General features: G+C 71.2%; 18 protein-coding genes. 12 read left to right on the top strand and 6 right to left on the bottom strand.

Annotation, left to right across the window (positions count from 1 at the left end; all coding sequences use genetic code 11):
* Positions 1-98: 98 nt before the first annotated feature.
* From ACMATS_RS34005 to ACMATS_RS33995, 3 genes are all read right to left on the bottom strand, one after another.
* Positions 99-563 carry an SDR family NAD(P)-dependent oxidoreductase gene (locus ACMATS_RS34005; RefSeq protein ID WP_414170114.1) on the bottom strand — a complete coding sequence of 155 codons (465 nt, stop codon included), beginning with the start codon at positions 561-563 and terminating at the stop codon, positions 99-101.
* 2 nt (positions 564-565) lie between these two features.
* Positions 566-970, bottom strand: coding sequence for a DUF3592 domain-containing protein (locus ACMATS_RS34000; RefSeq protein WP_414170113.1), 405 nt, complete (start codon positions 968-970; stop codon positions 566-568).
* 564 nt (positions 971-1,534) lie between these two features.
* Positions 1,535-2,239, bottom strand: coding sequence for a TetR/AcrR family transcriptional regulator (locus ACMATS_RS33995; protein WP_414170112.1), 705 nt, complete (start codon positions 2,237-2,239; stop codon positions 1,535-1,537).
* A 148-nt stretch (positions 2,240-2,387) separates the two neighbouring features.
* Here ACMATS_RS33995 and ACMATS_RS33990 point away from each other — a divergent pair, with 148 nt between their 5' ends.
* Entirely contained in the window at positions 2,388-4,289 is a 1,902-nt protein-coding gene (locus ACMATS_RS33990) for a ricin-type beta-trefoil lectin domain protein (RefSeq protein WP_414170111.1), read from the top strand.
* A 328-nt stretch (positions 4,290-4,617) separates the two neighbouring features.
* On the opposite strand, the gene ACMATS_RS33985 is transcribed toward ACMATS_RS33990, so the two are convergent.
* Entirely contained in the window at positions 4,618-4,992 is a 375-nt protein-coding gene (locus tag ACMATS_RS33985) for a hypothetical protein (RefSeq protein WP_414170110.1), read from the bottom strand.
* Between the two features lie 329 nt (positions 4,993-5,321).
* On the opposite strand from ACMATS_RS33985, the gene ACMATS_RS33980 reads away from it, so the two are divergent.
* From ACMATS_RS33980 to ACMATS_RS33940, 9 genes are all read left to right on the top strand, one after another.
* Positions 5,322-6,539: a cytochrome P450 gene (locus tag ACMATS_RS33980; RefSeq protein WP_414170109.1), complete on the top strand. Its 1,218-nt coding sequence runs from the start codon at positions 5,322-5,324 to the stop codon at positions 6,537-6,539.
* Positions 6,540-6,595: 56 nt separating this feature from the next.
* Complete coding sequence (locus ACMATS_RS33975) at positions 6,596-7,807, top strand: MFS transporter (RefSeq protein WP_414170108.1); 1,212 nt, start codon at positions 6,596-6,598, stop codon at positions 7,805-7,807.
* A 288-nt stretch (positions 7,808-8,095) separates the two neighbouring features.
* A complete protein-coding gene (locus tag ACMATS_RS33970; RefSeq protein WP_414170107.1) occupies positions 8,096-9,913 on the top strand; it encodes an amino acid adenylation domain-containing protein in 1,818 nt (605 codons plus the stop codon).
* A gap of 47 nt (positions 9,914-9,960) precedes the next feature.
* Positions 9,961-10,914 carry a chlorinating enzyme gene (locus ACMATS_RS33965; RefSeq protein ID WP_414170106.1) on the top strand — a complete coding sequence of 318 codons (954 nt, stop codon included), beginning with the start codon at positions 9,961-9,963 and terminating at the stop codon, positions 10,912-10,914.
* Positions 10,914-12,104: an alpha/beta fold hydrolase gene (locus tag ACMATS_RS33960; RefSeq protein WP_414170105.1), complete on the top strand. Its 1,191-nt coding sequence runs from the start codon at positions 10,914-10,916 to the stop codon at positions 12,102-12,104. The genes ACMATS_RS33965 and ACMATS_RS33960 overlap by 1 nt, the downstream gene beginning before the upstream one ends.
* Positions 12,101-13,519: an FkbM family methyltransferase gene (locus tag ACMATS_RS33955; protein WP_414170104.1), complete on the top strand. Its 1,419-nt coding sequence runs from the start codon at positions 12,101-12,103 to the stop codon at positions 13,517-13,519. The genes ACMATS_RS33960 and ACMATS_RS33955 overlap by 4 nt, the downstream gene beginning before the upstream one ends.
* Complete coding sequence (locus ACMATS_RS33950; RefSeq protein WP_414170103.1) at positions 13,516-14,748, top strand: benzoate/H(+) symporter BenE family transporter; 1,233 nt, start codon at positions 13,516-13,518, stop codon at positions 14,746-14,748. Before ACMATS_RS33955 ends, ACMATS_RS33950 begins: the two co-directional genes overlap by 4 nt.
* Positions 14,745-15,524: a thioesterase II family protein gene (locus ACMATS_RS33945; protein WP_414170102.1), complete on the top strand. Its 780-nt coding sequence runs from the start codon at positions 14,745-14,747 to the stop codon at positions 15,522-15,524. Before ACMATS_RS33950 ends, ACMATS_RS33945 begins: the two co-directional genes overlap by 4 nt.
* Positions 15,521-16,705 (top strand): acyl-CoA dehydrogenase family protein, encoded by a 1,185-nt coding sequence (locus ACMATS_RS33940; protein ID WP_414170101.1) that lies wholly within the window; start codon positions 15,521-15,523, stop codon positions 16,703-16,705. Before ACMATS_RS33945 ends, ACMATS_RS33940 begins: the two co-directional genes overlap by 4 nt.
* 709 nt (positions 16,706-17,414) lie before the next feature.
* Here the strand turns inward: ACMATS_RS33940 and ACMATS_RS33935 are convergent.
* Both ACMATS_RS33935 and ACMATS_RS33930 read right to left on the bottom strand, forming a co-directional pair.
* Entirely contained in the window at positions 17,415-19,001 is a 1,587-nt protein-coding gene (locus ACMATS_RS33935; RefSeq protein WP_414170100.1) for a GMC family oxidoreductase, read from the bottom strand.
* 157 nt (positions 19,002-19,158) lie between these two features.
* The gene (locus ACMATS_RS33930; RefSeq protein WP_390775541.1) at positions 19,159-19,740 is read right to left on the bottom strand and encodes a TetR/AcrR family transcriptional regulator; all 582 of its coding nucleotides are present in this window, start codon (positions 19,738-19,740) and stop codon (positions 19,159-19,161) included.
* Between the two features lie 159 nt (positions 19,741-19,899).
* On the opposite strand from ACMATS_RS33930, the gene ACMATS_RS33925 reads away from it, so the two are divergent.
* Both ACMATS_RS33925 and ACMATS_RS33920 read left to right on the top strand, forming a co-directional pair.
* Positions 19,900-20,346: a hypothetical protein gene (locus ACMATS_RS33925; RefSeq protein ID WP_414170099.1), complete on the top strand. Its 447-nt coding sequence runs from the start codon at positions 19,900-19,902 to the stop codon at positions 20,344-20,346.
* 73 nt (positions 20,347-20,419) lie between these two features.
* Positions 20,420-20,638, top strand: coding sequence for a hypothetical protein (locus ACMATS_RS33920; RefSeq protein WP_414170098.1), 219 nt, complete (start codon positions 20,420-20,422; stop codon positions 20,636-20,638).
* Positions 20,639-20,662 lie beyond the last annotated feature (24 nt).

Here is a 20,662-nt window from a genome sequence, read left to right as displayed (position 1 = left end):
GCTAAGGCCGGTTGCGGTCATGCCGGGGTCTGCGATGTTGATGTGGATCTGGGGCAGCAAGTCGCGAACTGGCCGGGGTCGACGTGCCGGGCAGGTGGTCAGAACATGCGCGGTTGACCGTTGGAAGCGCCGAGCCCGCCGTCGACCGGAATGTGCGCGCCGTTGACGAAACGGGCGTCGGAGCCGGCCAGGAAGGCGATGACATCGGCGACTTCGGCCGGCTCTGCAAGGCGCAGCATAGGGATGCGACGGCGAAACGCGGCGAGCGTCTCCTCGTTCTCGACGATGGGCGCGGCCACCGGGGTGCGGGTGAGGCCCGGGTGCACGGCGTTGACGCGCACGCCCTCGTGGCCGTGGTCGAGCGCCATGGCGTTGGTGAGGTTGACCAGCGCCCCCTTGGCGGCGTTGTAGGCGGCCAGGCCCCAGTCCGCCCCGAGCCCGGACACCGAGCCGACGTTGACGATGCGGCCCCTGACGCGGCGCAGATGGGGCAGCGCCGCCCTGGAGGCGAAGAAGACGCCGTCGACATCAATTGCCATGACATGGCGCCACGTGGAGAACAAGTTCAGCGGGTGAGCACGATCCAAATCGCGGCCCCGAGGAAAAGCACGCTTCCGGTAAGCAGGCCGATGATCGTAGGTCGGAGGTGCTTCCTGGTGAACACCCTTGCCTTTTCGGGGTGTTCGGGAAGATAGACGACCGGCACCTGGGTTCCAAGGTCTATCCCCATCCGCTTCCCCGTCGCCACGGGCGTGAACCTGACGGGTCGGCCCTGCTGGTCGGTGAACTCGATGACGGGCGTCAAATAATCGTCCGACGGCGCCAGCCCCTGGTCCACCACCACCCCCTCGGCGTGTACGCCGTACCGACGCACCCGCGCCTGCAGCCGCGCCTCCCGCACACCGCCCCACAGACACAGCAGACCCGCCAACACGGCCAGCACGAAACCGATCACTTCACCTGCCGTCATCTGTCCCCTGCTCTCCCCCGCCCAGCTCCACCCGACACGAGCCCCGCACCAGAACGACGCGGCACCCGGCCCGATGGTTCACGAAGGTGCGAGGGCACACCGGCTCCTCGGGCTTACGCGGCCGTGGCAGGGGCCCACGAACGCCGGTAGCCGCCTTCGACGTCGGACACGCGACTGCTGCCCCTGATCAGCCTTCGCTGAGTCGAGCTGGCCAACGAGTCAGTGCAGTCAACTGGCCCGGCACGGCAGCTCGCTGACCCATCGGACACGCCCTAACCCCTGCCACGTTGCGCTCCCCTGAACACTGTCGTCCCGTTCCCCGGATGAGGCCCCCGCGGCAGGATTGTTGGTACAACGGAGGAGAGAAGAGGAGGGAAATGGCCGGCCACATATCAACCTTCAGCCCTGTCGGCTGGATGGCGGCGACCCGCGACGACGGCGGGCGGGTGCCGGGGGTCTGGACGAAGGAGTTGCTGAGCTCCGCCCGGGGCGACTCGTTCTCGCTCCTGCGGCTCGCGGCGGGTGGCGAGTTCACCCGCCCAGGGTTGCGGGGACGGCCGTTGGTCAGGCGAGCGGCTCGTCCGCCGGGGCCGGGGTGGGTGTGTGCGTGATGCCGGTGAGCAGCATCTGGAAGCCCCAGGAGAGCCGTTGTTGCGGAGTCCCGGCGAGCAGTAGGGGGCCGAGCGCGGCGATCTGCGGGTGGGTGTCGGGGGAGGCGTCGCGCAGGGCGCGGGTGAGGGCGTTCCAGTCGGCCTCTGTGCCGGCCGACTGGGCCCGGGTGGCGTGTTCGGCGGCGGTCGCGGTGGCGTGCTGCAGCAGGACGTCCACGCCCCAGGCCGCCTGCGCGGCCGGGACGCCGCCCTCGGCCAGCAGTGCCAGCAGCGTCTCGACCAGGCGCAGGTAGTGTTCGCCGCTCGGGCGGGCCACCAGGGCGGCGCGGGCCAGGGCGGGGTGCTCGAAGAGCATCACGGTGTATGCGGTGAGCAGCGCCTCCAGCCGCTCGCGCCAGGTGCCCTCAGCGGGTGCCGGTCCGACCGTGCCGAGCAGCCGGTCCAGGACGGCCGCGTGCAGTTCGTCGGTGCTGGCGAGGTACACGTACAGCGAGGCCGGGCCGGTGTCCAGCTCCTGCGCCAGGCGGCGCATGGTGACCTTCTGCAGGCCCTCGGCCCGCATGATCTCCACGGCGGCCGTGACGATGCCCTCCCGGGTCAGCGCGGGCTTGGCGGGACGCTCCCGGCGGCTTTTGGGCGTGGCGGGGTGGTCTGTCATGCCCGTCAGGCTAACGAACATGTTCGTTGCGAACAAGGTCGTGACAAACGTGTTCGCCATCGCCAGACTGGACGCCGGTCCCGCTGGCCGGTTCCCGGCCGGCCAGCGGGCTCAGTGCTCTCAAGTGTCCCGACAGAAGGGAACGTTGATGCACGCTCATCGGATTCTCCGGCGCGCCGGCGCCGACGCCCACCCGCCGGGCAGAGCCCGGCGATTACGCCCGCTCGCGTCCCTCATGACGGCATTCCTGCTGGCCTGTGCGGGCATCGTCACGGCCACCGGCACGGCGCGGGCCGTGAACGGCGACGGATCCTCGCCGTTCGCCACGTACAACATGCACGGCTCCGACAACGGTTCACGCTGGACCTCGGAGGTCGCGCCGCTGGCCGCGACCAACCCGCTGGTGGCACTGCAGGAGGCCGGCGCCGGGCCGCCGCTGCCCGCACATGACAACGACCGCAACGAGTTCCGCCAGATCCGCCTCACCCCCAACCGCAACCCGCAGCCCAGCTCCGTCCAGCGGGTGACCTGGGCGGGCGGCCCGAACGGCAGCAACCGGTACGTGTACTTCCTGCAGACCGATCCGCGCCGGGTCGCCGGTACGACCCAGGACACCTGGGACGGCGGCCAGATGAACCTGGCGTTCGTCACCGACACTGTCGCCGATGACGTCCGCGTGCTGGAGAACCCGTCCTACAACTCGGACCCCAACGCCCCCAACAACCGCTACCGGGCCCGCCCCCTGCTGGGTCTGCGGTTCGGGAACACCTGGTACTGGAACACCCATGCCCGCGGCGAGGACGTGGTGCGGCAAGGCACTCGCCCCGGACTGCTCGACCAGGTCCGCGACTTCGCCGCCACCGACGGCCGGAACTGGGTGCTGGTCGGCGATTTCAACGTGAACATTCTCAACCGGACCAACGGCCAGGCCCGCGACTCGCTGCATCTGCGCGCGGATGAGACCCTGCTGCGCACCGGACAGGTGACGTACCTCGGCGACACCCCGAGCGAGCTGGACTACGCGATCACGCGCGGCGTGCCGGGAGGGTTTAACGCGACCGTTCCCCGGGGCGGCGGGTCCGACCACGTGCCTGTTGAGTTTGCCCGCACCCCGCCGCCGGTCCGGGCACCGCTCCCGTCCCACGTCTTCCGCAGCGTGCTGGCCGCCCCGACCGGCGGTCTGCTGCAGGAGAACCTGAACCGCTCGATCACCATCGGGGGCGCCCGCTACAACAGCGACCAGACCTTCCAGATGTTCACCACCGACGCGCTCACCCACTACCTGCGGAACGTCACGACGGGTGACTGCATCGCGATCGCGCCCAGCGCCCGCCGGGCCGCATCCACTCCGGTTGTCGCCGGCAAGTGTGACGATCCGCGCGCGCAGTGGACCATAGCCCACCTCGATGACCCGCCGGCCTGGAACGACGACAACGGCGGGCCGCAGCGCTGGCGCAATGTGGCCGTCCCCGGGCTCTGCCTCACCCCGAACGGCACGACGGTGACCGCCGCCCCGTGCACCGACAGCGCCACGCAGCTGTGGTGGGACAACGCCACCTCTCCCCCCACGGGCTGGCAGACTACGGGCGACAACATCCGCCTGGAATCCTCCTGGCTCGGTGGCCGGCTGCGGCGGGCCGGCAACGTTCCGGGGACCTTCGTCTACACCCAGCCCACACCGCCCCGCTCGTGGTGGATCTACTGGCTGTTCTATGAGAAGCAGGACTTCGGCTGGAACATCCAGCGGATCAGCCGGGGCGACAACCTGGTCCGCATCCAGAGCCTCAGCGGCACCAACCAGTGCCTGGGCAGCCAGGACGTCCACGCCACCACCCGGACAAGCGCCCTGCTCTACACGTGCGACGACGCCCGCGGCGTCGCCGGAGCCGGCCAGCGCTGGCTCGCCGAGGCATACCCGGACGGATCCATCCGCTACCGCAACGAAGCCAACCACCTGTGCCTGCTCGCCCCCGACGCCGACCACGGCGTCGTCAACCTCTACAAGTGCCAGGACATCCCGGCCGAACGCTGGAATGTGGTCAGCCCCTAAAAACCCACCGGCCGCCTGGACCCCCGTACGCGCGGGCCCAGGCGGCCCGTTCGCCGGACTCGACCGCTTCTGCCCACATGCCCATCCCGGAAGATTTGTTCTCTCTGAGCCATGACGAGAATTCCGTCATGGGCGATGGCGAAGCCTCGCATGCAGCGGATGCGGCCCGGGCCTGCTACAACTCCGCTGACGTCGACGGCTTCTCCACCTCCGTATGGGGTGGCGAGGACGTCCACACTGGAATCTACGGGCACCTCGACGAGCCGGTCGCGCGGGCAACCCGGCGGACCGACGCCAGCCCGGCCGGGCTGGCGAGGTATGGCACTGGCTAGACGCTGACCTTGGTGGTGCGGATGTTGATGAGTGTGGGGCGCTCACGGTCGGCGGTTCCGGAACGGAGCAGGCTCGCCAGCTCATCGGTGTCGTGGGCGGTGTGCGCGTCCACCCCGTAGCTGATGGCAGTGGCGACGACATCCAGGCCCGGCAGGTCCAGGCCGGGCACGCCGGGAGTGTGTTCGAGGACGCCGAACTGCTTGAGGATGCCGTACTCGGCGTTGGACGCAACGACAGTCCGGTCGCGGAGGACACGGATATCGGCGACCTGTTTGCCGTCCAGTTCGACGTCCATGTCATCCATGGGGAGCGAGACGAACACCGGTCCGGTCGGCGGGGTTTGGGCGAGGTGGATCGCGTGCGCGAGCACCGCCGGGACCTCATGGACCTCCGCTGGTTGCCGGCAGTCACGATCAACGGGGTTTTGTTGACGAAGGCGTTGCAGAGGGCCCCCTGGGCGTTGCCCATGCCCGGCGCGGTGTGCAGGTTGACGAGCGCCGGCCGGCCGCGCCCCCTACGAGGTATACAAACCGGCGCTCTCCGGCACGAGATGATGCCGACGCGATCTGCCACTCGGGCAACACGCTACGCATAACACCCAGTACTGCAGGTGGCGTTGACGTAAAAACGTTCTCGCCGTCCTCCGGCTGTCGGCCTAGAGTGATCGATCGGTGTCCGAAGTCGTCATCAGGGGGAAACATGACCGTCACCGACTTACCCGAGGCGGATGTCCTGAAGATCCCCCAGGACTTTCCGCCCGGCCCGCTGTTCACGATCCCCCCGGTTCTGGCCGAGTTACGGGACCACCGCCCGGTGTGCCCCGTTCAGATGCCGAGCGGGAACCGGCTCTGGCTGGTCACCCAGTACGAGGACGTCCGCTTCGTCATGCACGACCCCCGGTTCTCCCGGGACCTGGTCTTCCCCGGGGCACCCCGCATGGCCGGGGACGACCTCACCTCGGTCGAGGGCTCCCTGTTCAATATGGAGGGGGCCGACCACACCCGATTACGCACCGTGGTGAGTTCCGCCTTCACCCGCCGCGCGGCACAGGCGTGGCGCTCCGCAGCACGGCAGCACGCGCACGAACTGCTCGACCGCATGGAGTGCTCAGGACGGGGCGCGGACCTGGTCGCAGAGTTCAGCGAACCGCTCGTCGCCCGTGTTGCCGGCGAAGTGATGGGCATCAGCCGCGAGGAGCACGCCTGGACGCAGGAGCGCATCCGCGAGCAGCTGGACCTGCTCGGCACCCCGGAGCAGATCGCCTCGGCCACCGGCGCCGTCGGGGAGCTGGCCGGCCGTCTGGTGGACCGGGCCGATGACGCGGCGGAAGAGGCGGGCGGGCTGGTGGTGACGCTGGCGCGGGCCGCGCGCGAAGGGACCGTCAGTCGGCAGGAGGCAGTGGGCACTGTGGGCCTGCTGCTGATGAACGTGACCGACCCGCTCGTCCCGCCGCTCACGGTGGGCATCATGACGCTGCTGCTCCACGGCGACCAACTGGCGGACTGCAGACGTGATCCGCAGCTGTGGCCGGAGGCGGTGCGCGAGGTGCTGCGGTACCACAACAACGGCATCACCAATTTCCCCCGGGTGGCTCTGGAGGACGTCGAACGGCACGGCGTCCTGGTGTCCAAGGGTGAAGGAGTCATCACCTCCGCACTCGCCGCCGCGCACGATCCCCGCGCGTTTGCCGATCCTGGCGCCTTTGACATCCACCGGGAGGAAAAGGGCTCCGTCTTCTTCGGCGCGGGCCCGCATTTCTGCCTCGGCTCGCCGCTGGCCACCGCGATCCTGGCAACGGCCTACGAGATCCTCTTCCAGCGGCTGCCCGGACTGCGGCTCGCCGTGCCGCCTCACGAAGTGCAGAAAGCGGACGACGGTTTTTTCGCCTGTCCGGCAACCCTCCCTGTCACCTGGTGAAACACACGAAAGGCACCGCCCATGCCCGGCACACCGGCTCGCGGAGGAACCCCCGCATGACCACGGCCGCACAGGACACCGGGCTCGCCGCCACCGGCGGGCTCACCCGGCGCACACTGCTGCTGATGGCCGTCGCGACCGGCCTGTCCGTGGCCGGCAACTACTTCTCCCAGCCGCTCCTCGACACCATGGCCCACCACTTCGGCATGAGTTCCGGAACCGCCGCTCTCGTGGTGACCGTGAGCCAGATCGGCTATGTGTGCGGACTGGTGCTCCTGGTGCCACTGGGCGATCTGCTGGAGCGGCGGCGGCTCACCGTGACCCTGTGCGCCCTGACCGCTGCCGGCCTCGTCTGCACCGCTGCAGCGCCGGAGACCTCGCTGCTCTTCACTGGCCTCGCCCTGACCGGGCTGTGCTCTGTGGGCGCCCAGGTCATGGTGCCGTTCGCGGCCACCATGGCGGCTCCCGAGGCGCGCGGCCGGGCGGTCGGCACCGTGATGGCCGGACTGCTGCTGGGCATCCTGCTGGCCCGGACGGCCGCAGGCGGCCTCGCGGAACTCGGCGGCTGGCGCACGGTCTACTGGGTGAATGCCGGGCTGATGCTGATGATGGCACTGCTGCTGTGGCGTGCGCTGCCGCCCTTCCACCCCGCCGAACGCGTCTCCTACGGCTCCGCGTTCCGCTCGATGGTCCGTCTGTGGCGCCACCATCCGGTGCTGCGCTGGCGCACTCTGACGGGCGCGTCGAGCTTCGGGGCGTTCACGGTGCTCTGGGTCTCGCTGACCTTCCTGCTGTCGGGTCCCGGCTACGGCTGGTCCACCGCGGCCATCGGGCTGATGGGCCTGGCCGGTGCCGCGGGCTCCGCCGCGGCCTCGGCCGCCGGGCGGCTGGCCGACCGGGGGCTGGTGCACACCGTGACGGGCGGCGGCGCAGTGCTGCTGACGGCCTCCTGGGGACTCCTGGCCGCAGGCCGGCACGATCTCGCCTGGCTGCTCGCCGGAGTCCTCCTGCTGGACCTGGCCGTGCAGGCGGTGCACATCAGCAACCAGAACGTGGTCTACGCCCTTGAGCCGCAGGCACGCAGTCGGCTCAACTCCATCTACATGACGACGTACTTCTTCGGCGGTGTGACCGGATCCGCGCTCACGTCCGTGGTGTGGTCCCACGCCGGATGGCCCGGAGTCTGCACCCTGGGCGCCGCCTTCAGCACCGTCACCATGCTCTCGCACCTGGGGGAACGGCTCACGCGGAACAGGCCCGCGCCGTGACCGAGCGGCGGACGGGACTCCCATCTCGCGTGCGTTTACCGGGACTTACGACGAAAGCAGTAGGCGCACCATGTGGTGCGTATTACCGCATCGCAGCTCTTGCGTGGGCGGTACCGGCCCGATGAAGATATCCAATCGGGGGCCGCGGTGCGCGCCCGGAACGTGAGCGGCAGACCAGGCCCGATTCATGGTGCACCCGTCCGAAAACCCATCGGCACTTCGGCGCGTACCCGCCCCCTACGGGTCCACGGCGCCGTCTGTCACTCCGTCAAGCAGGATGGATTCGCAGTGGAGTCAGTGGACTTAGGACAACCCACGCTCGTTGAGCTGTTCACAGCAGTCGTCGCTCGTTTCTCCGATCGGGTGGCGGTGACGGCCGACGACCAGGAACTCACCTACCGAGAGCTCGACCGCCAGGCCGCCGCGGTCGCCCGGCGCCTGCGGGATTCGGGAGCCGGGACCGGTTCCCTGGTCGGCCTGATGGTCCCGAGCACTAGCAGGCTCGTGGTCGGCCTACTCGGCATCCTCAAGTCGGGTGCCGCCTATGTTCCCGTGGACCCCGGCTATCCCGAGGAGCGGGTCGCCTGGACCTTCAAGGACAGCAACGTCACCCACCTCGTCACCACGCCCGAACTGGCCGAGCGCTCAGCCGATCTGGGCGTCGACGTCGTCGTACTCGACGGCTCGGAGGCTGCATCGGAGCCGGCCGGGACGGGCGCGGGAGATCTGGCCTACGTCATCTACACGTCCGGGTCCACCGGCCGGCCCAAGGGCGTCCAGGTGGAGCACCGCAACGTCGTGCGGCTCTTCGACGTCACACGGGACCGGTTCGGTTTCGACGAGAACGACGTCTGGACGCTGTTCCACTCCGTGGCCTTCGACTTCTCCGTCTGGGAGTTCTGGGGCGCGCTGCTGTTCGGCGGACGGCTCGTCGTCGTCCCGCAGGAGACCGCCCGTTCGCCGCGGGCCTTCCACGAACTGCTGCGTGATCAGAGGGTGACGGTCCTCAGCCAGACACCGTCGGCGTTCGCCGGGCTGGCCGCGGCCGACGCGCAGGCCGAGCAGCCGCTGACCGGTCTGCGTGTCGTGGTGTTCGGCGGCGAGCGGCTCGAACCCGCCGGTCTGCGCGGCTGGTTCGCGCGCCACGGCGACGAACACCCGCGTCTGGTCAACATGTACGGTCTCACCGAGGCCACCGTGCACGCCTCGTACCGGCCGGTCACCGCCGCCGACATCGCCGTATCCGGCACCAGTCCGATCGGCGTACCGCTGCCGGACCTCGCCTTCCACGTGCTCGACGAGACCGGCCGGGCGGCCGCCGACGGCGCCCCGGGAGAGCTGTACCTGTCCGGAGCGGGGCTGGCCCGCGGGTACCTGGGCCGTCCCGAACTGGACAGGGAACGCTTCCTCGAACTGCCCGGCCCCGACGGCACGGTACGGCGCTGCTACCGCACCGGGGACCGTGTGGTCGCGCTCCCCGACGGCGGCTACGGCTACCTCGGCCGCACCGACGACCAGATGAAGATCCGCGGCTACCGGGTCGAGCCCGGTGAGATCGAGGCCGTCCTTCTCGCTGAGGCCGGCGTCTCCGCCGCGGTGGCCACGGCCCACGGCTACGGCGAGGGTGACGTCCGTGTCGTCGCGTACGTCGCCTCCGACATCCCGGCGGACGTCCTCGCACCCCGCCTCGGCGAGCGCGCCACGGCCTCCCTGCCCCCGCACATGCGCCCTTCGGCCTACGTCGTCCTGCCCGAGCTGCCGCTGAACCTCAACGGCAAGGTCGACAAGACCCGGCTGCCGGAGCCGACGGCCGAGGCGGCCTTCGCCCCGGTCGCCGTCGGCACCGACGAGGCCGCCGAACTCACCGGCACCGAACGGCGGATCGTGCAGATCTGGCAGTCCGTCCTGGACCTGCCGGAGGTCGGCCGGGACACCGACTTCTTCGACCTCGGCGGCACCTCGCTCTCCCTGCTGCGCATGTTCGCCCGGACCAACGAGGAGTTCGGCACGGATCTCGACATCACCGTGCTGATCGACGGCGCCACGGTGGCCACCCTGGCCCGTCACGTCGACTCCGCGCTGCCCGCCGCGGCGCCCCGCCCGTGACCCCGGGCACGTCGGCCTGCCGCACCGAATCCATCCCGGAGGGACGCATGACCGCACAACCCGACTTCTCCCTGAGCCCCGAGGACCTCGCCGCCTTCCACCGCAACGGCTACGCGGGACCCTTCACGCTGTACGAACCGGACGAGATAAAGAAGGCCTGGGGACGCACCCGGCTGGAGCTCCTCGACCGCAGCGCGGCCGTCTACAGCGAGGACGCGGCCGTGTCCGGGGCCACGAACATCTCCAACTACGACCGCCACCTCGATCACCCGTTCCTTGCCGACCACATCACCCGGCCGGAGATCGTGCACCGGGTCGCCTCCGTCCTCGGCCCCGACGTGCTGTGCTGGCGCACCGAGTTCTTCCCCAAGTACCCGGGCGACGAAGGCACCGACTGGCACCAGGCGGACACGTTCGCCAACGCCTCCGGCACGCCGCAGATCCAGTGGCCCGGCGGCTCGGACTTCGGCGGCACCATCACGGTGTGGTGCGCCTTCACCGAGGCGAGCATCGAGATGGGCTGTCTGCAGTTCATCCCCGGCACGCACCGCACCATGCACTACGACGAGACCAAGCGCATGCACTACGCGCCGGAGCGGAACACCAGCGTCGACAAGGACGGCATCCGGCGCGGCTTCTTCGGCTACGACTACCGGGAACTGCAGATCGACCCCGACTGGAAGCCCGACGAATCCCGGGCCGTCTCCATGGAGTTGCGGGCGGGGCAGTTCATCATGTTCTGGTCCACTCTGATGCACGCTTCCCATCCGCACCAGGGCCGCACCCGGGACATGCGCATGGGTTTCGTCGGCCGTTACGTGCCCACCTCGGTGGAGGTCTATCCCGGCACCGCCGCGATCGACGAGTACGGCGGCCGGGTCAGCCTCGACCGGTACGGCGCGGTGCTGGTGAGCGGCACGGACGGGTACGGCCACAACCGGCTGGCCGAACGCACCACCCGGGACCACCCCTTCGTCACCCGGCCCCCGGCGGGAGTGTGATGCGGACAGCATCCGAGTCGGTCACCGTGCGCGGCGGCGGTTCGCCGGCCGCGCTCGCCCGCGCCGTGCTGGACACGGCGTCGATCATCCGTGCCGTGCCGGAGCGGATGCGGGTGGCGCCCGTCGCGCCGCTCGACGCAGGGCAGTTGCCGTACGTGCAGGAGCTGCTCGACCGGGTCACCGTCGCCCTGGGCCTGCCCGGGGTGACGGTGGTGGGCGATCCGGACCTGCTGACCGCGGTGGAACTCGCGGTCAGCAGGCGGCTTGCGCTGGACGTACCCGGCGCGGTGGCCGACGAAGAGCTGAAACGGGCGGCGGAGTCGGCTCTCGCCGCCTTTCCGGGGCGGGCCGTGGTGGTGCCCGCCCGGGACGGCACGCCGCTCAGGTGCTGGGCGGCCGGCCCCGAGGGCGCGCCGGCCGTCGCCGTCGTCAGTGCCTGCGGCATGCCCGTCGGTCTCGCGGTGAAGTGGCTGGCCGCCCTGTCGTCGGAGTACCGCGTCGTGACCTGGGAGAGCCGCGGTCTGTTCGCGTCGGACGACGGGACCGGGCTCGGCGAGCCGGGCGGCCACACGCTCGGGGCCCAGAGCGAGGACGTGCCGGCCGTCCTCGACGGATTCGGCATCCCCCACGCCCACGCGCTCGGGCTCTGCGGAGGAGCGGTGATCGCTCTCGCGGCCGCCGCCGGGTCGGACCGGATCACCTCCCTGAGCCTGTGGCACGGCGACTTCGAACTCGGCGGCGAGGCCCCGAAGACGGCCCACCAGCGCGACGTCGAGTCACTGCTGGCCATGGTCGCCCGAGGGCGCCCCCAGGCGGCCGCCATGCACCGGCTGCTGAGCCGGCCCGGCACCCTGGAAGGCCTGCGCCCGGACATCGCCCACTATCTCGTCCATCCCTACGCCACGCCGGAACTGCTCCACCGTTATGGCCTGTTGAACGGGGCCATCATGTCCGCCGACTGCCGTCGGCTGCTCGACGCCCCCCAGCCGGCCCTCGTCGTCACCAGTGACCGGGACACCACGGCCCACCCCGCCGGCTCGGCGTACGTCGCCCGGCACCTGCCCCGGGCCGACCTGCGCACCCTGCCCGACGGCGACCATCTCACCGCCTTCGACGCAGGTTCCGAACTGGTCTCGCTGGCAAGGGACTTCCTGCGCACCGCGACCGTCTCCCACGGGAAGGGCACATGAACGAGATCGCCGACAGCACCCGGCACGAGCAGCTGGCCGCGGTGCTCAGGGAACATCCCGCGGTGGCCGACGCGGTCGTCACCGACGGCCCCGACGGCCGGGGCGGGCACGCCCGGCTCCTGGCCGACCCCGTCGCCGCCCGGGTGCTGCACCGGTCCGCCGCCCTGGAGGCGGCGGGCCGGCTCGGCGGCCTCGGCTGGCACGAACCCGCGGGTGAGATACGGGTGGCCGGTCTCAACCGCAGCGAGACCGAGTTCCTCCATCGCGAGATCTTCACCGGCAACGCCTACTTCCGGCACGGCATCACCCTGCCGGCCGGCGCCGTCGTGGTGGACGTCGGGGCGAACATCGGGATGTTCACGCTGCGCGTCGCCCTGCACAGCCCCGGCGCCCGGATCATCGCCGTCGAACCGGTCGCCGAACTCGCCGACGCCGTCGCGCTCAACGCCGAGCTGCACGAGGTGGACGCCACCGTGCTGCGCACCGCACTGGGCCGTGCCGAGGGCGAGACGTCCTTCACCTTCTACCCGAACAACAGCGTCATGTCGGGCCGGTTCGCGGACGCCGACGAGGACCTCGACGTGCTCAAGGGCTATCTGCTGACCGGGGAGAACGCACGTCAGGGCGAGCACCTGGACCGGCTGGCGGCCGACCGGATGGCCGCACGGCCCCGCCGGGTTCCCCTGACCACCCTCAGCGCCGTCGTCCACGAGCACGGTCTCGCCCGCATCGACCTGCTGAAGATCGACGTGGAGAAGGCCGAGGCCGAGGTCCTCGACGGGATCGACGAGGGCGTGTGGCCGCGCATCGACCGGATCGTGGTGGAGGTGCACGACCTCGACGGGCGCCTCGCGGCCGTGCTCGCGCAGCTGCGTGCCCGCGGCTTCGTGGTCACCGCCGAGCAGGATCCCCGGCTGGCGCGCACCCCTTGCCACAACGTCTACGCCCGGCGCCCCCGGGCCGTCACCGCGCCCGCGCCCCTCGCCGCACCCGAGGGCGGTCCGACCCTGCGCCGGCTGGAGGAGGAACTGCGCGAACTGACCGCACGGCGCCTGCCGTCGGCGGTACCGCCCCGCCGCTACACCCTCGCTGCCGACCTCACCGTCGCCGCCGGCCTCACTCGCACCGACGACCACGGGCCCGCCGGGGAGCAGGATGCCCCCGCCTCCCCGCGGGTCGCCGTGCTCGCCCGCATCTGGGGGGAGCTGTTCGGCCCGGACGCCGTCCGGCCGGACGCGGACTTCTTCGACCTCGGCGGCGATTCCCTGACCGCCGTGCGCCTGATGGCGACCCTGGAGAGCGAACTCGGCGAGGACGCCCTCAGCCCCGACCTGATCTTCACCGACAGCACCTTCGGTGCGCTGGCCGCCGCCGTCGAGGCGAGTGGTGAACCGGAAAGGACAGTACATACATGAGTTCGGTACAGCTCCGGCTGCGGCAGGCGGCGCCCCCGTCCGCCGTCGCGGCCGGACTGATCGCCGTCGTGGTGGGCATCACCAGCTCGGCGGCGATCGTCTTCTCGGCGGCCAGGGCCGCCGGCGCCACCGAGGGCCAGCTCACCTCCTGGATGCTGGCCCTCGGCGTCGGCATGGGCGTGACCTGCATCGGCCTGTCCCTGCGGTACCGGGTGCCCGTGGTCACCGCCTGGTCGACGCCGGGTGCGGCGCTGATGGCGACCAGCCTGCACGGCGCGACCATGGCGCAGGCCGTCGGCGCCTTCCTGCTCTCCGCGGCGCTCATCACCGTGTGCGGCGTGACGGGCTGGTTCGAGCGGGGCATGGGACGCATCCCCGTGCCCCTGGCGGCCGGACTGCTCGCGGGCGTGCTCGTCGAGTTCGGCACCCGCCTGTTCGGCAGCATGCACGGCAACTTCGCCGTGGTCTTCCCGATGTTCGCGGTCTACCTGCTCTCCCGCCGCTGGCTGCCCCGCTACGCGGTCATCGCGGCGCTGGCCGCGGGACTCGTCGCCGCGGGCGCCGCGGGCTCGCTGCACCTGGGCGGGGTGCGATTCGCCGTCGCCGCACCGGTGTTCACCGCACCGGACTTCTCGTGGCGGGTGCTGGTCAGCGTGGGCCTGCCGCTGTTCGTGGTGACCATGGCCTCACAGAACCTGCCCGGGGTGGCCGTGCTGCGCAACGACGGCTACTCCCTCCCGGTGTCCCCGCTGATCGGCTGGACCGGCGGCGTCAACCTGCTGCTCGCGCCGTTCGGCTGCTTCGGCCTGAACCTCGCCGCCATCACCGCCGCCATCTGCACCGGCCGCGAGGCCCACGAGGACCCGCGTCGGCGCTACCTGGCGGCTGTGTGGGCCGGGGTCTTCTACCTGTGCGTCGGCATCTTCGGCGGAGCCGTGGGCTCCCTGCTCACCGCTCTGCCCCCGGCCCTGGTCGCGGGTATCGCCGGGCTGGGCCTGCTGGGCACCATCGGCGGCTCCCTCAGCAGCGCTCTCGGCGACGAGCGGTGGCGCGAGTCCGCCGTGGTCACCTTCCTCGCCACCGCCTCCGGGGTGACCCTGCTGGGTATCGGCTCGGCCTTCTGGGGCCTGCTCGCCGGCCTGTGCACCGCCCTGGTGACGCACTCCCGCCGCCGGCCCGCTCCGCCCGCCCCGCAACGGTCGCCCGACAGGAGCCGGATACGAACGTGACAGCCGGCCCCGCCGGGTCCGGACGCTGGTTCCACCGCCCGCTGCCCCGGCCCGAAGCCCGCCTCAGACTGGTCTGCGCCCCCTACGCCGGAGCCGGAGCCGGGGTGTACCGGCCGTGGGCCGAACGGCTCCCCGCCGACACCGAGTTGCTCGCCGTCCGGCTGCCGGGGCGCGAGAACCGGCTGCGGGAGCGGCCCGCGCAGGACTGGCCGTCGCTGGCCCGGGACTTCGCCGCCGCGATCGAGGACCAAGTGGCCTCCCCCTACCTGCTGTTCGGGCACAGCATGGGTGCGATGCTGGTCTACGAGACCGTCGTACGGCCCCTCGCCCGGCCGCCCGAGCGGGTCCTGCTGTCCGGATGCCGAGCGCCGCACGTACCGCGCGCGCTGCCGGCCATCCACGAGCTGCCGCCGGCGCGGTTCCACGCGGAGCTGGGCAGGCTGGCCGGTACTCCCGCGGACGTCCTCGCCGCCCCCCGCCTGATGGCCGTACTCGACCCGATGCTCCGCGCGGACATCCGGCTCGCCGAGACCTGGGCCCATCCGGCACCGGACCCGCTGCCCGTGCCCGTCACCGCTTTCTGGGGCGCGGACGACGACGTCGCCCCGCCGGCCGCGGTGGGCGCCTGGCGGGCCCTGGCACCGCGCGGATTCCGCGGCCACCGCATCGACGGCGGCCACTTCTTCCTGCACGAACGTGCCCGGGATCTGCTCGGGCTGATCGACGACGAGATCACGCTGTGCCAGGCGGAGCCACGAAGGAGCAACGGATCGTGAAATCACCTTATTTCGACGACGGCCACGCCACCTTCCGCGAGGAGGTCCGCGCCTTCCTGGCCGCCGAGGTGATGCCGTACGCCGCCGGCTGGGAGGAACGGGACACCGTTCCCGCCCCCGTGTGGAAGCTCCTCGGCGAGCGCGGCTACCTGGGGCTGCTGCACCCGCGTGCCGTCGGCGGCGGCGAACGCGACCTGTTCACCTCCGTGGTCTTCCTGGAGGAACTCGGCCGCACCGGATTCGGCGGACTGCGGGCCGCCGTCTCCGTCCACGCCTACATGGCCACCCCCTACCTCGCCCGGGTCGGCGGCCACGACCTGTGCCGGGAGTACCTGGCACCCGCCGTCCGGGGCGAACGCCTGGCGGCCCTGGCGATCACCGAACCGGGCGCCGGAGCCGACCTGTCGGGCCTCGGCACCACAGCCGTCCGGGACGGCGGCCACTTCGTCGTCGACGGCACCAAGTCGATGGTCAGCAACGGCATGACCGCCGACTTCCTCGTCACCGCGGTGCGCACCGCCGCGGCCGGCCCCCGGGGCGCAACCGGGCTGTCCCTGCTGGTGATCGACACCACCCTGCCCGGCGTCGCCCGCACCCCGCAGCGCACTCTCGGCTGGCGCTCGGCCGGCACGGCCACCGTCACCCTCGACGCGGTACGGGTCCCCGCCGACCGGCTCGTCGGCCGACTCGACAACGGCTTCTACTACCTCATGAGAGGACTCCAACTGGAACGTCTCGTCGCCGCCACCCTGGCGCTCGGCGGCATGGACCGCGGTCTGGACGAGCTGCGCGGCTTCCTGCGCGCCCGCGAAGTCACCGGCGAGGCCCTCGCCCACAAGCAGGCACTCGTGCACCGCGTCGCCGACCTGGCCACCGAACTGACGGCCGCACGGCACCTCGTGCACCACACCGCGTGGCTGTACGAGCAGGGCGAACTGCCCGCTCTGGAATGCTCCATGGCCAAGCTGCACACCACCGAGCTGGCCTGCCGGCTGGCCGACACCGCACTCCAACTCCAGGGATCCCACGGCTACCTGGAGACCTCCTTCGCGGCCCGTGCCCAGCGCGACGCCCGCGCCGCCACCATCGCCGCCGGCCCCAGCGAGGTGATGCGCGACCTCATCGGCCGCGCTGTCCTCAACCAACCTGCCGACCGGGACGCCCACGCCAGGATGCTCTGACGGGCGACCGGACGGCGTACTTCTTCCTGGCACTGGCCCTCGTGCTCGGCATGGCGCGATTGTGCGCAGCAGGCGCCCGCAGGCTGGGACAACCCGCCGTGGTGGGTGAGATCGTCGCCGGCGTCCTGCTCGGTTCGGCCTTGCTTCCTGGGGAGCGACCACATTCGTGGTGCGCGCCACGTTCCAAGCGGCCTGCCAGTCGTCGGGGCTCTGGTTCATGTTCCAGGCCGCCACGGTGTTGTCGTCCGCGGCCGCCTGCGCCGTACCGGTCGCGGTCACGACGCCGGCGCAGGCCGGCAGGAAGGCGGCCAGCAGACCGTCAGCGCGCGGAGGCACCGGGCTCTTCCCGGCCGGAAGATGCCGACGCCGTCACGCCGGACGGTACGGTGACGGTGCATGAACTCGCCCTTCTGTAGGGGTACATGAGTCTCCGCAGCATGGGCCACGTCACAGTGAGCAGCCGCGGAAGCCTGCTCCCCCTCGGTGAGCCGGGGCAGCAGGTCCCGCACAACGGCACGCACGTCTGCCGACCGGACCAGCGACAGAGCCTCGTTGACCAAGGCGAGATCAGCCGGGCCGAGACCGCCCGTCGGGGCGTACGGATCCACCAAGACCAGCTCCCTCGACACGGCACCTGCAGGGTGCCCTCAGCGTGCCCGCTCGGGAGCCGCCCGGGCAATGACGCATACATCGACGCGGGCCCCGGCGCTCAGCCGCGGATGAGGCCGGCCGCGCGGTGTCCGACGACCAGGCACGGGGCCATGGTGTTCCCGGAAGTCACGCGGGGCAGCACCGACGCATCGGCGACGCGCAGGTTCTCCACGCCCCTGACGCGCAACTCGGCATCGACGACGGCGTTGTTGTCGATGCCGATCCGGGCCGTTCCGCACTGATGCCAGTACGTGGTGGCCGCCGTGCGGATGTAGGCGGCGACCTCGGCGTCGGAGACGCCCCCGGGGATCGCACGGGAGCCGCGGTAGGGGCGCACCGCCTCCGCGTGGGCGATCTCCTCGGCGAACCGGTACGCCTCGACCGCGTCACGGAGGTCGTCGGGCTCGTCGAAGTAGCCGGTCTCGATCACGGGAGCGCTCGCCGGGTCGGCATCGGCGAGCCGCACCGATCCGCGCGACCGCAGGCGCATGCCGAGCAGGAAGGTGAAGGCGGACTCCGGCTTGCCGTACCGGGCCTCCGCTTCCGGGCTCATGAACGCGATCGCACCGGCGTACATGACGAACTTCGGCGACTCGGGGTGGCCGTCGGCACCCCAGAAGCACACCGCCTGGGCGCGCGTCGGCGGGGGCATCTCCCGCGCACCGGTCTCCCATACACAGCCGAACAGCAGGTGGTCGTCGAGGTTGGCACCCACACCGGGCAGATCCTCGAGGACGCCGATGCCGAGCGACTCGAGGTCCCGGGCAGGCCCGATGCCCGACTGCATGAGGATCTTGGGTGTCTGCACTGCCCCGAGGCTGAGCACGACCTCGCGCGTGGCGCGGAAGGTGACGGGACGGCCCTCCGACACGGCCTCGACACCGACCGCGCGGTTGCGCTCGAACACGACCCGGGTGACCAGCGTCCGTGTGAGCACCGTCAGGTTGCGCCGGTGTCGCCGTGGGGCGACCAGCGCACGGTAGGGCGAGCGGCGCTCGCCGCCCTCGGCGAAGTCATCCCGGACGGCGCAGCCACTGCCCCGCTCGGCGAGTTCCCCGTTCGGGCTGTCGTAGCGGTCGAGCCCTGCCGACTCGGCTCCCGCCAGCATCGCCGAGAAGAACGGGTGCAACGGCTGCGCGGGCTGGATGTGCATCGGGCCCGCCGTGCCCCGCCGTTCGGGGTCGGGCTCGCCGCGCCAGGTCTCCAGCTCGCGGTAGACGCCGAGCGTCGAACGGTAGTCCCACCGCGGGTCGGCGCAACCCGCGGCGAGGTCCTCCCAGTCGCGTCGATGGCCGCGCGACCAGGCCCCGGCATTGATGCTCGAACCGCCGCCGAGCCCCCGGCCCATCGAGTACGGCAGGCGCCGGTGGTCGATCTGGGCGCCCGGCTCGGTCACGTAGCCCCAGTCGCGTTCGCTGCCGAGGTTCTCGAGCCACCGGTCGGGATCAGACACCCGTTCGTCGGCGTCGTCGGGGCCCGCCTCCAGGAGCAGCACCCGCAGGTCCTCGTCAGCCGCAAGCATCCCCGCGACCGTCGAACCGGCCGGACCGGCGCCGCACACGATGACATCGAACCCGCCTTCAATGCTCCGCCCGCCCAGGCCGGCGGCCAATTCGGCTTCCCTCTGCTGTCGACGCTCGTCCACGTCGCTCACCTCCTCGTCAGGGCCCACCCATGCGGACGTGAGTGTTGCCCAACTCGCCGAGCCGGGCTACCCGGTGACGGCTCCGGCGGCGCAAGCACCTGGTCGCTGCCGGCCGCCGGGGCTCACTCGCCCCCAGGCACGGCTCAGCCCGCTCGCCTCACATCCGCTCACTGGCCGCCCGCGGCCACAGGGCCTTGAGCTCGCCCAGTGTCTCCCGCAGCAACTGCGCCATCTCCCGCTCCTCACCCGGCGCGATCCAGCGCTCGAAGCCGATCTTGAAGACGACGATGCCCGCCTCGGCAGCCAGGGTCGCGGTCGGCTCCGCGACGCCGCGTCGGCGCAGGGCCTCGGCGAGTGCGGCCGACAGCTTGGCGAGCTTGATCAGCTCGCGCTCCTGGAGATCCGCGTTCGCCGTGATCACGGTCTGCCGCTGCCCCGCGGCCTCGCGACGGTCGGCGAACATCTCGGACACCGCGTCGAACCCCGCCACCAGCAGGTCGACCGGCGCTGCGGACTGCGGGGCGTTGGTGACCGCCTGTACGAAGAGCTCCCGCATCGCGGGGGCTCCCGCGAACAGCACTTCGCGCTTGTCGGCGTAGTGACGGAAGAAGGTCCGCTCCGTGAGCCCGGCCCGTTTGGCGATCTCCGCCACGGTGGTCTGCTCGAACCCGCGCTCGCTGTAGAGCTCCAACGCGGCCGTTGCCAGCCGCCCGCGTGCGTTCGGCTCCCATCGACCCATGGGAGGAATTTTACGTGATGACAGTCGATGACGTCAGGTGTAGCTTCGATGACAGCAACTGGCATCAACTGGACTCTGCTGTTGATGAGTTGTTCTCATGCCCGGCATCGTGACCGGGCGTGTGAGCGCACCATCTCGACCAGAAAAGGACGTGCAGCCATGAAGTCAGCCCTGCGCACCGGAGTGGCCGCCGCGGTAGTGGTCGCAGCCCTCGCCGTGATCGCCCCGTCCGCCAGTGCCACCAGCGCAAAGAACGAGCAGGCGGTGAACGCACTGTGCCGGGGGCGCTCTGCCGCAGCGGACGCTGCCGCAGACCAGGCCATGGCCGCCCGCACACCGGCGAACCCGACCAGGATCAAGGCCGCCGCCTACAACCAGGCCCGCAGCATCCTGGCCAAAGCCGGCAGCGACACCGCAGCCAAGTCCCACCCCGTCCACGGAACCGGCGACGTCCCCGTCGGCTACGGCACCAGCCTGCTGGCCTGCTCACGCGACGAATTCCGGGCCAAGGACAAGAACGCCCCGATCAAACGGTCGGGCATGACGCCCTACCACTACGTAGCCATCCACGACGCGGCACGGACCATGGGCATCGACCGCTGGTGACACAGCCGACAGCGCACCGGCCCAGCCGGGCTGGTGCGCACGGCTCTCCCTCGCCGGCCACCGCATCCACACCATGCCGCGTGAACCGGCCGAGCCGGGCACCGGCGCACCCTCCGCCCGGGACCAGCTCTCCTACGCCCAGATCGCCCCCCGCACCAGAGCCGTCACCCGCTCCCGCCCCCTGGCAGCCGGCGCCCCCTACGACGCCCTCCGGCAAGTCGGCACCATCGCACCCGGCGGCGTGGTGTACGAGGGCACCATCACCGGCATCCTGCGCATCGCGCCACGCTGACCGACCACGACACAGAGAGCGCGG

The organism is Streptoverticillium reticulum, from assembly GCF_047456005.1.
Lineage (GTDB): Bacteria > Actinomycetota > Actinomycetes > Streptomycetales > Streptomycetaceae > Streptomyces > Streptomyces reticulum.
This window is presented reverse-complemented; position numbering and strand designations above follow the sequence as displayed.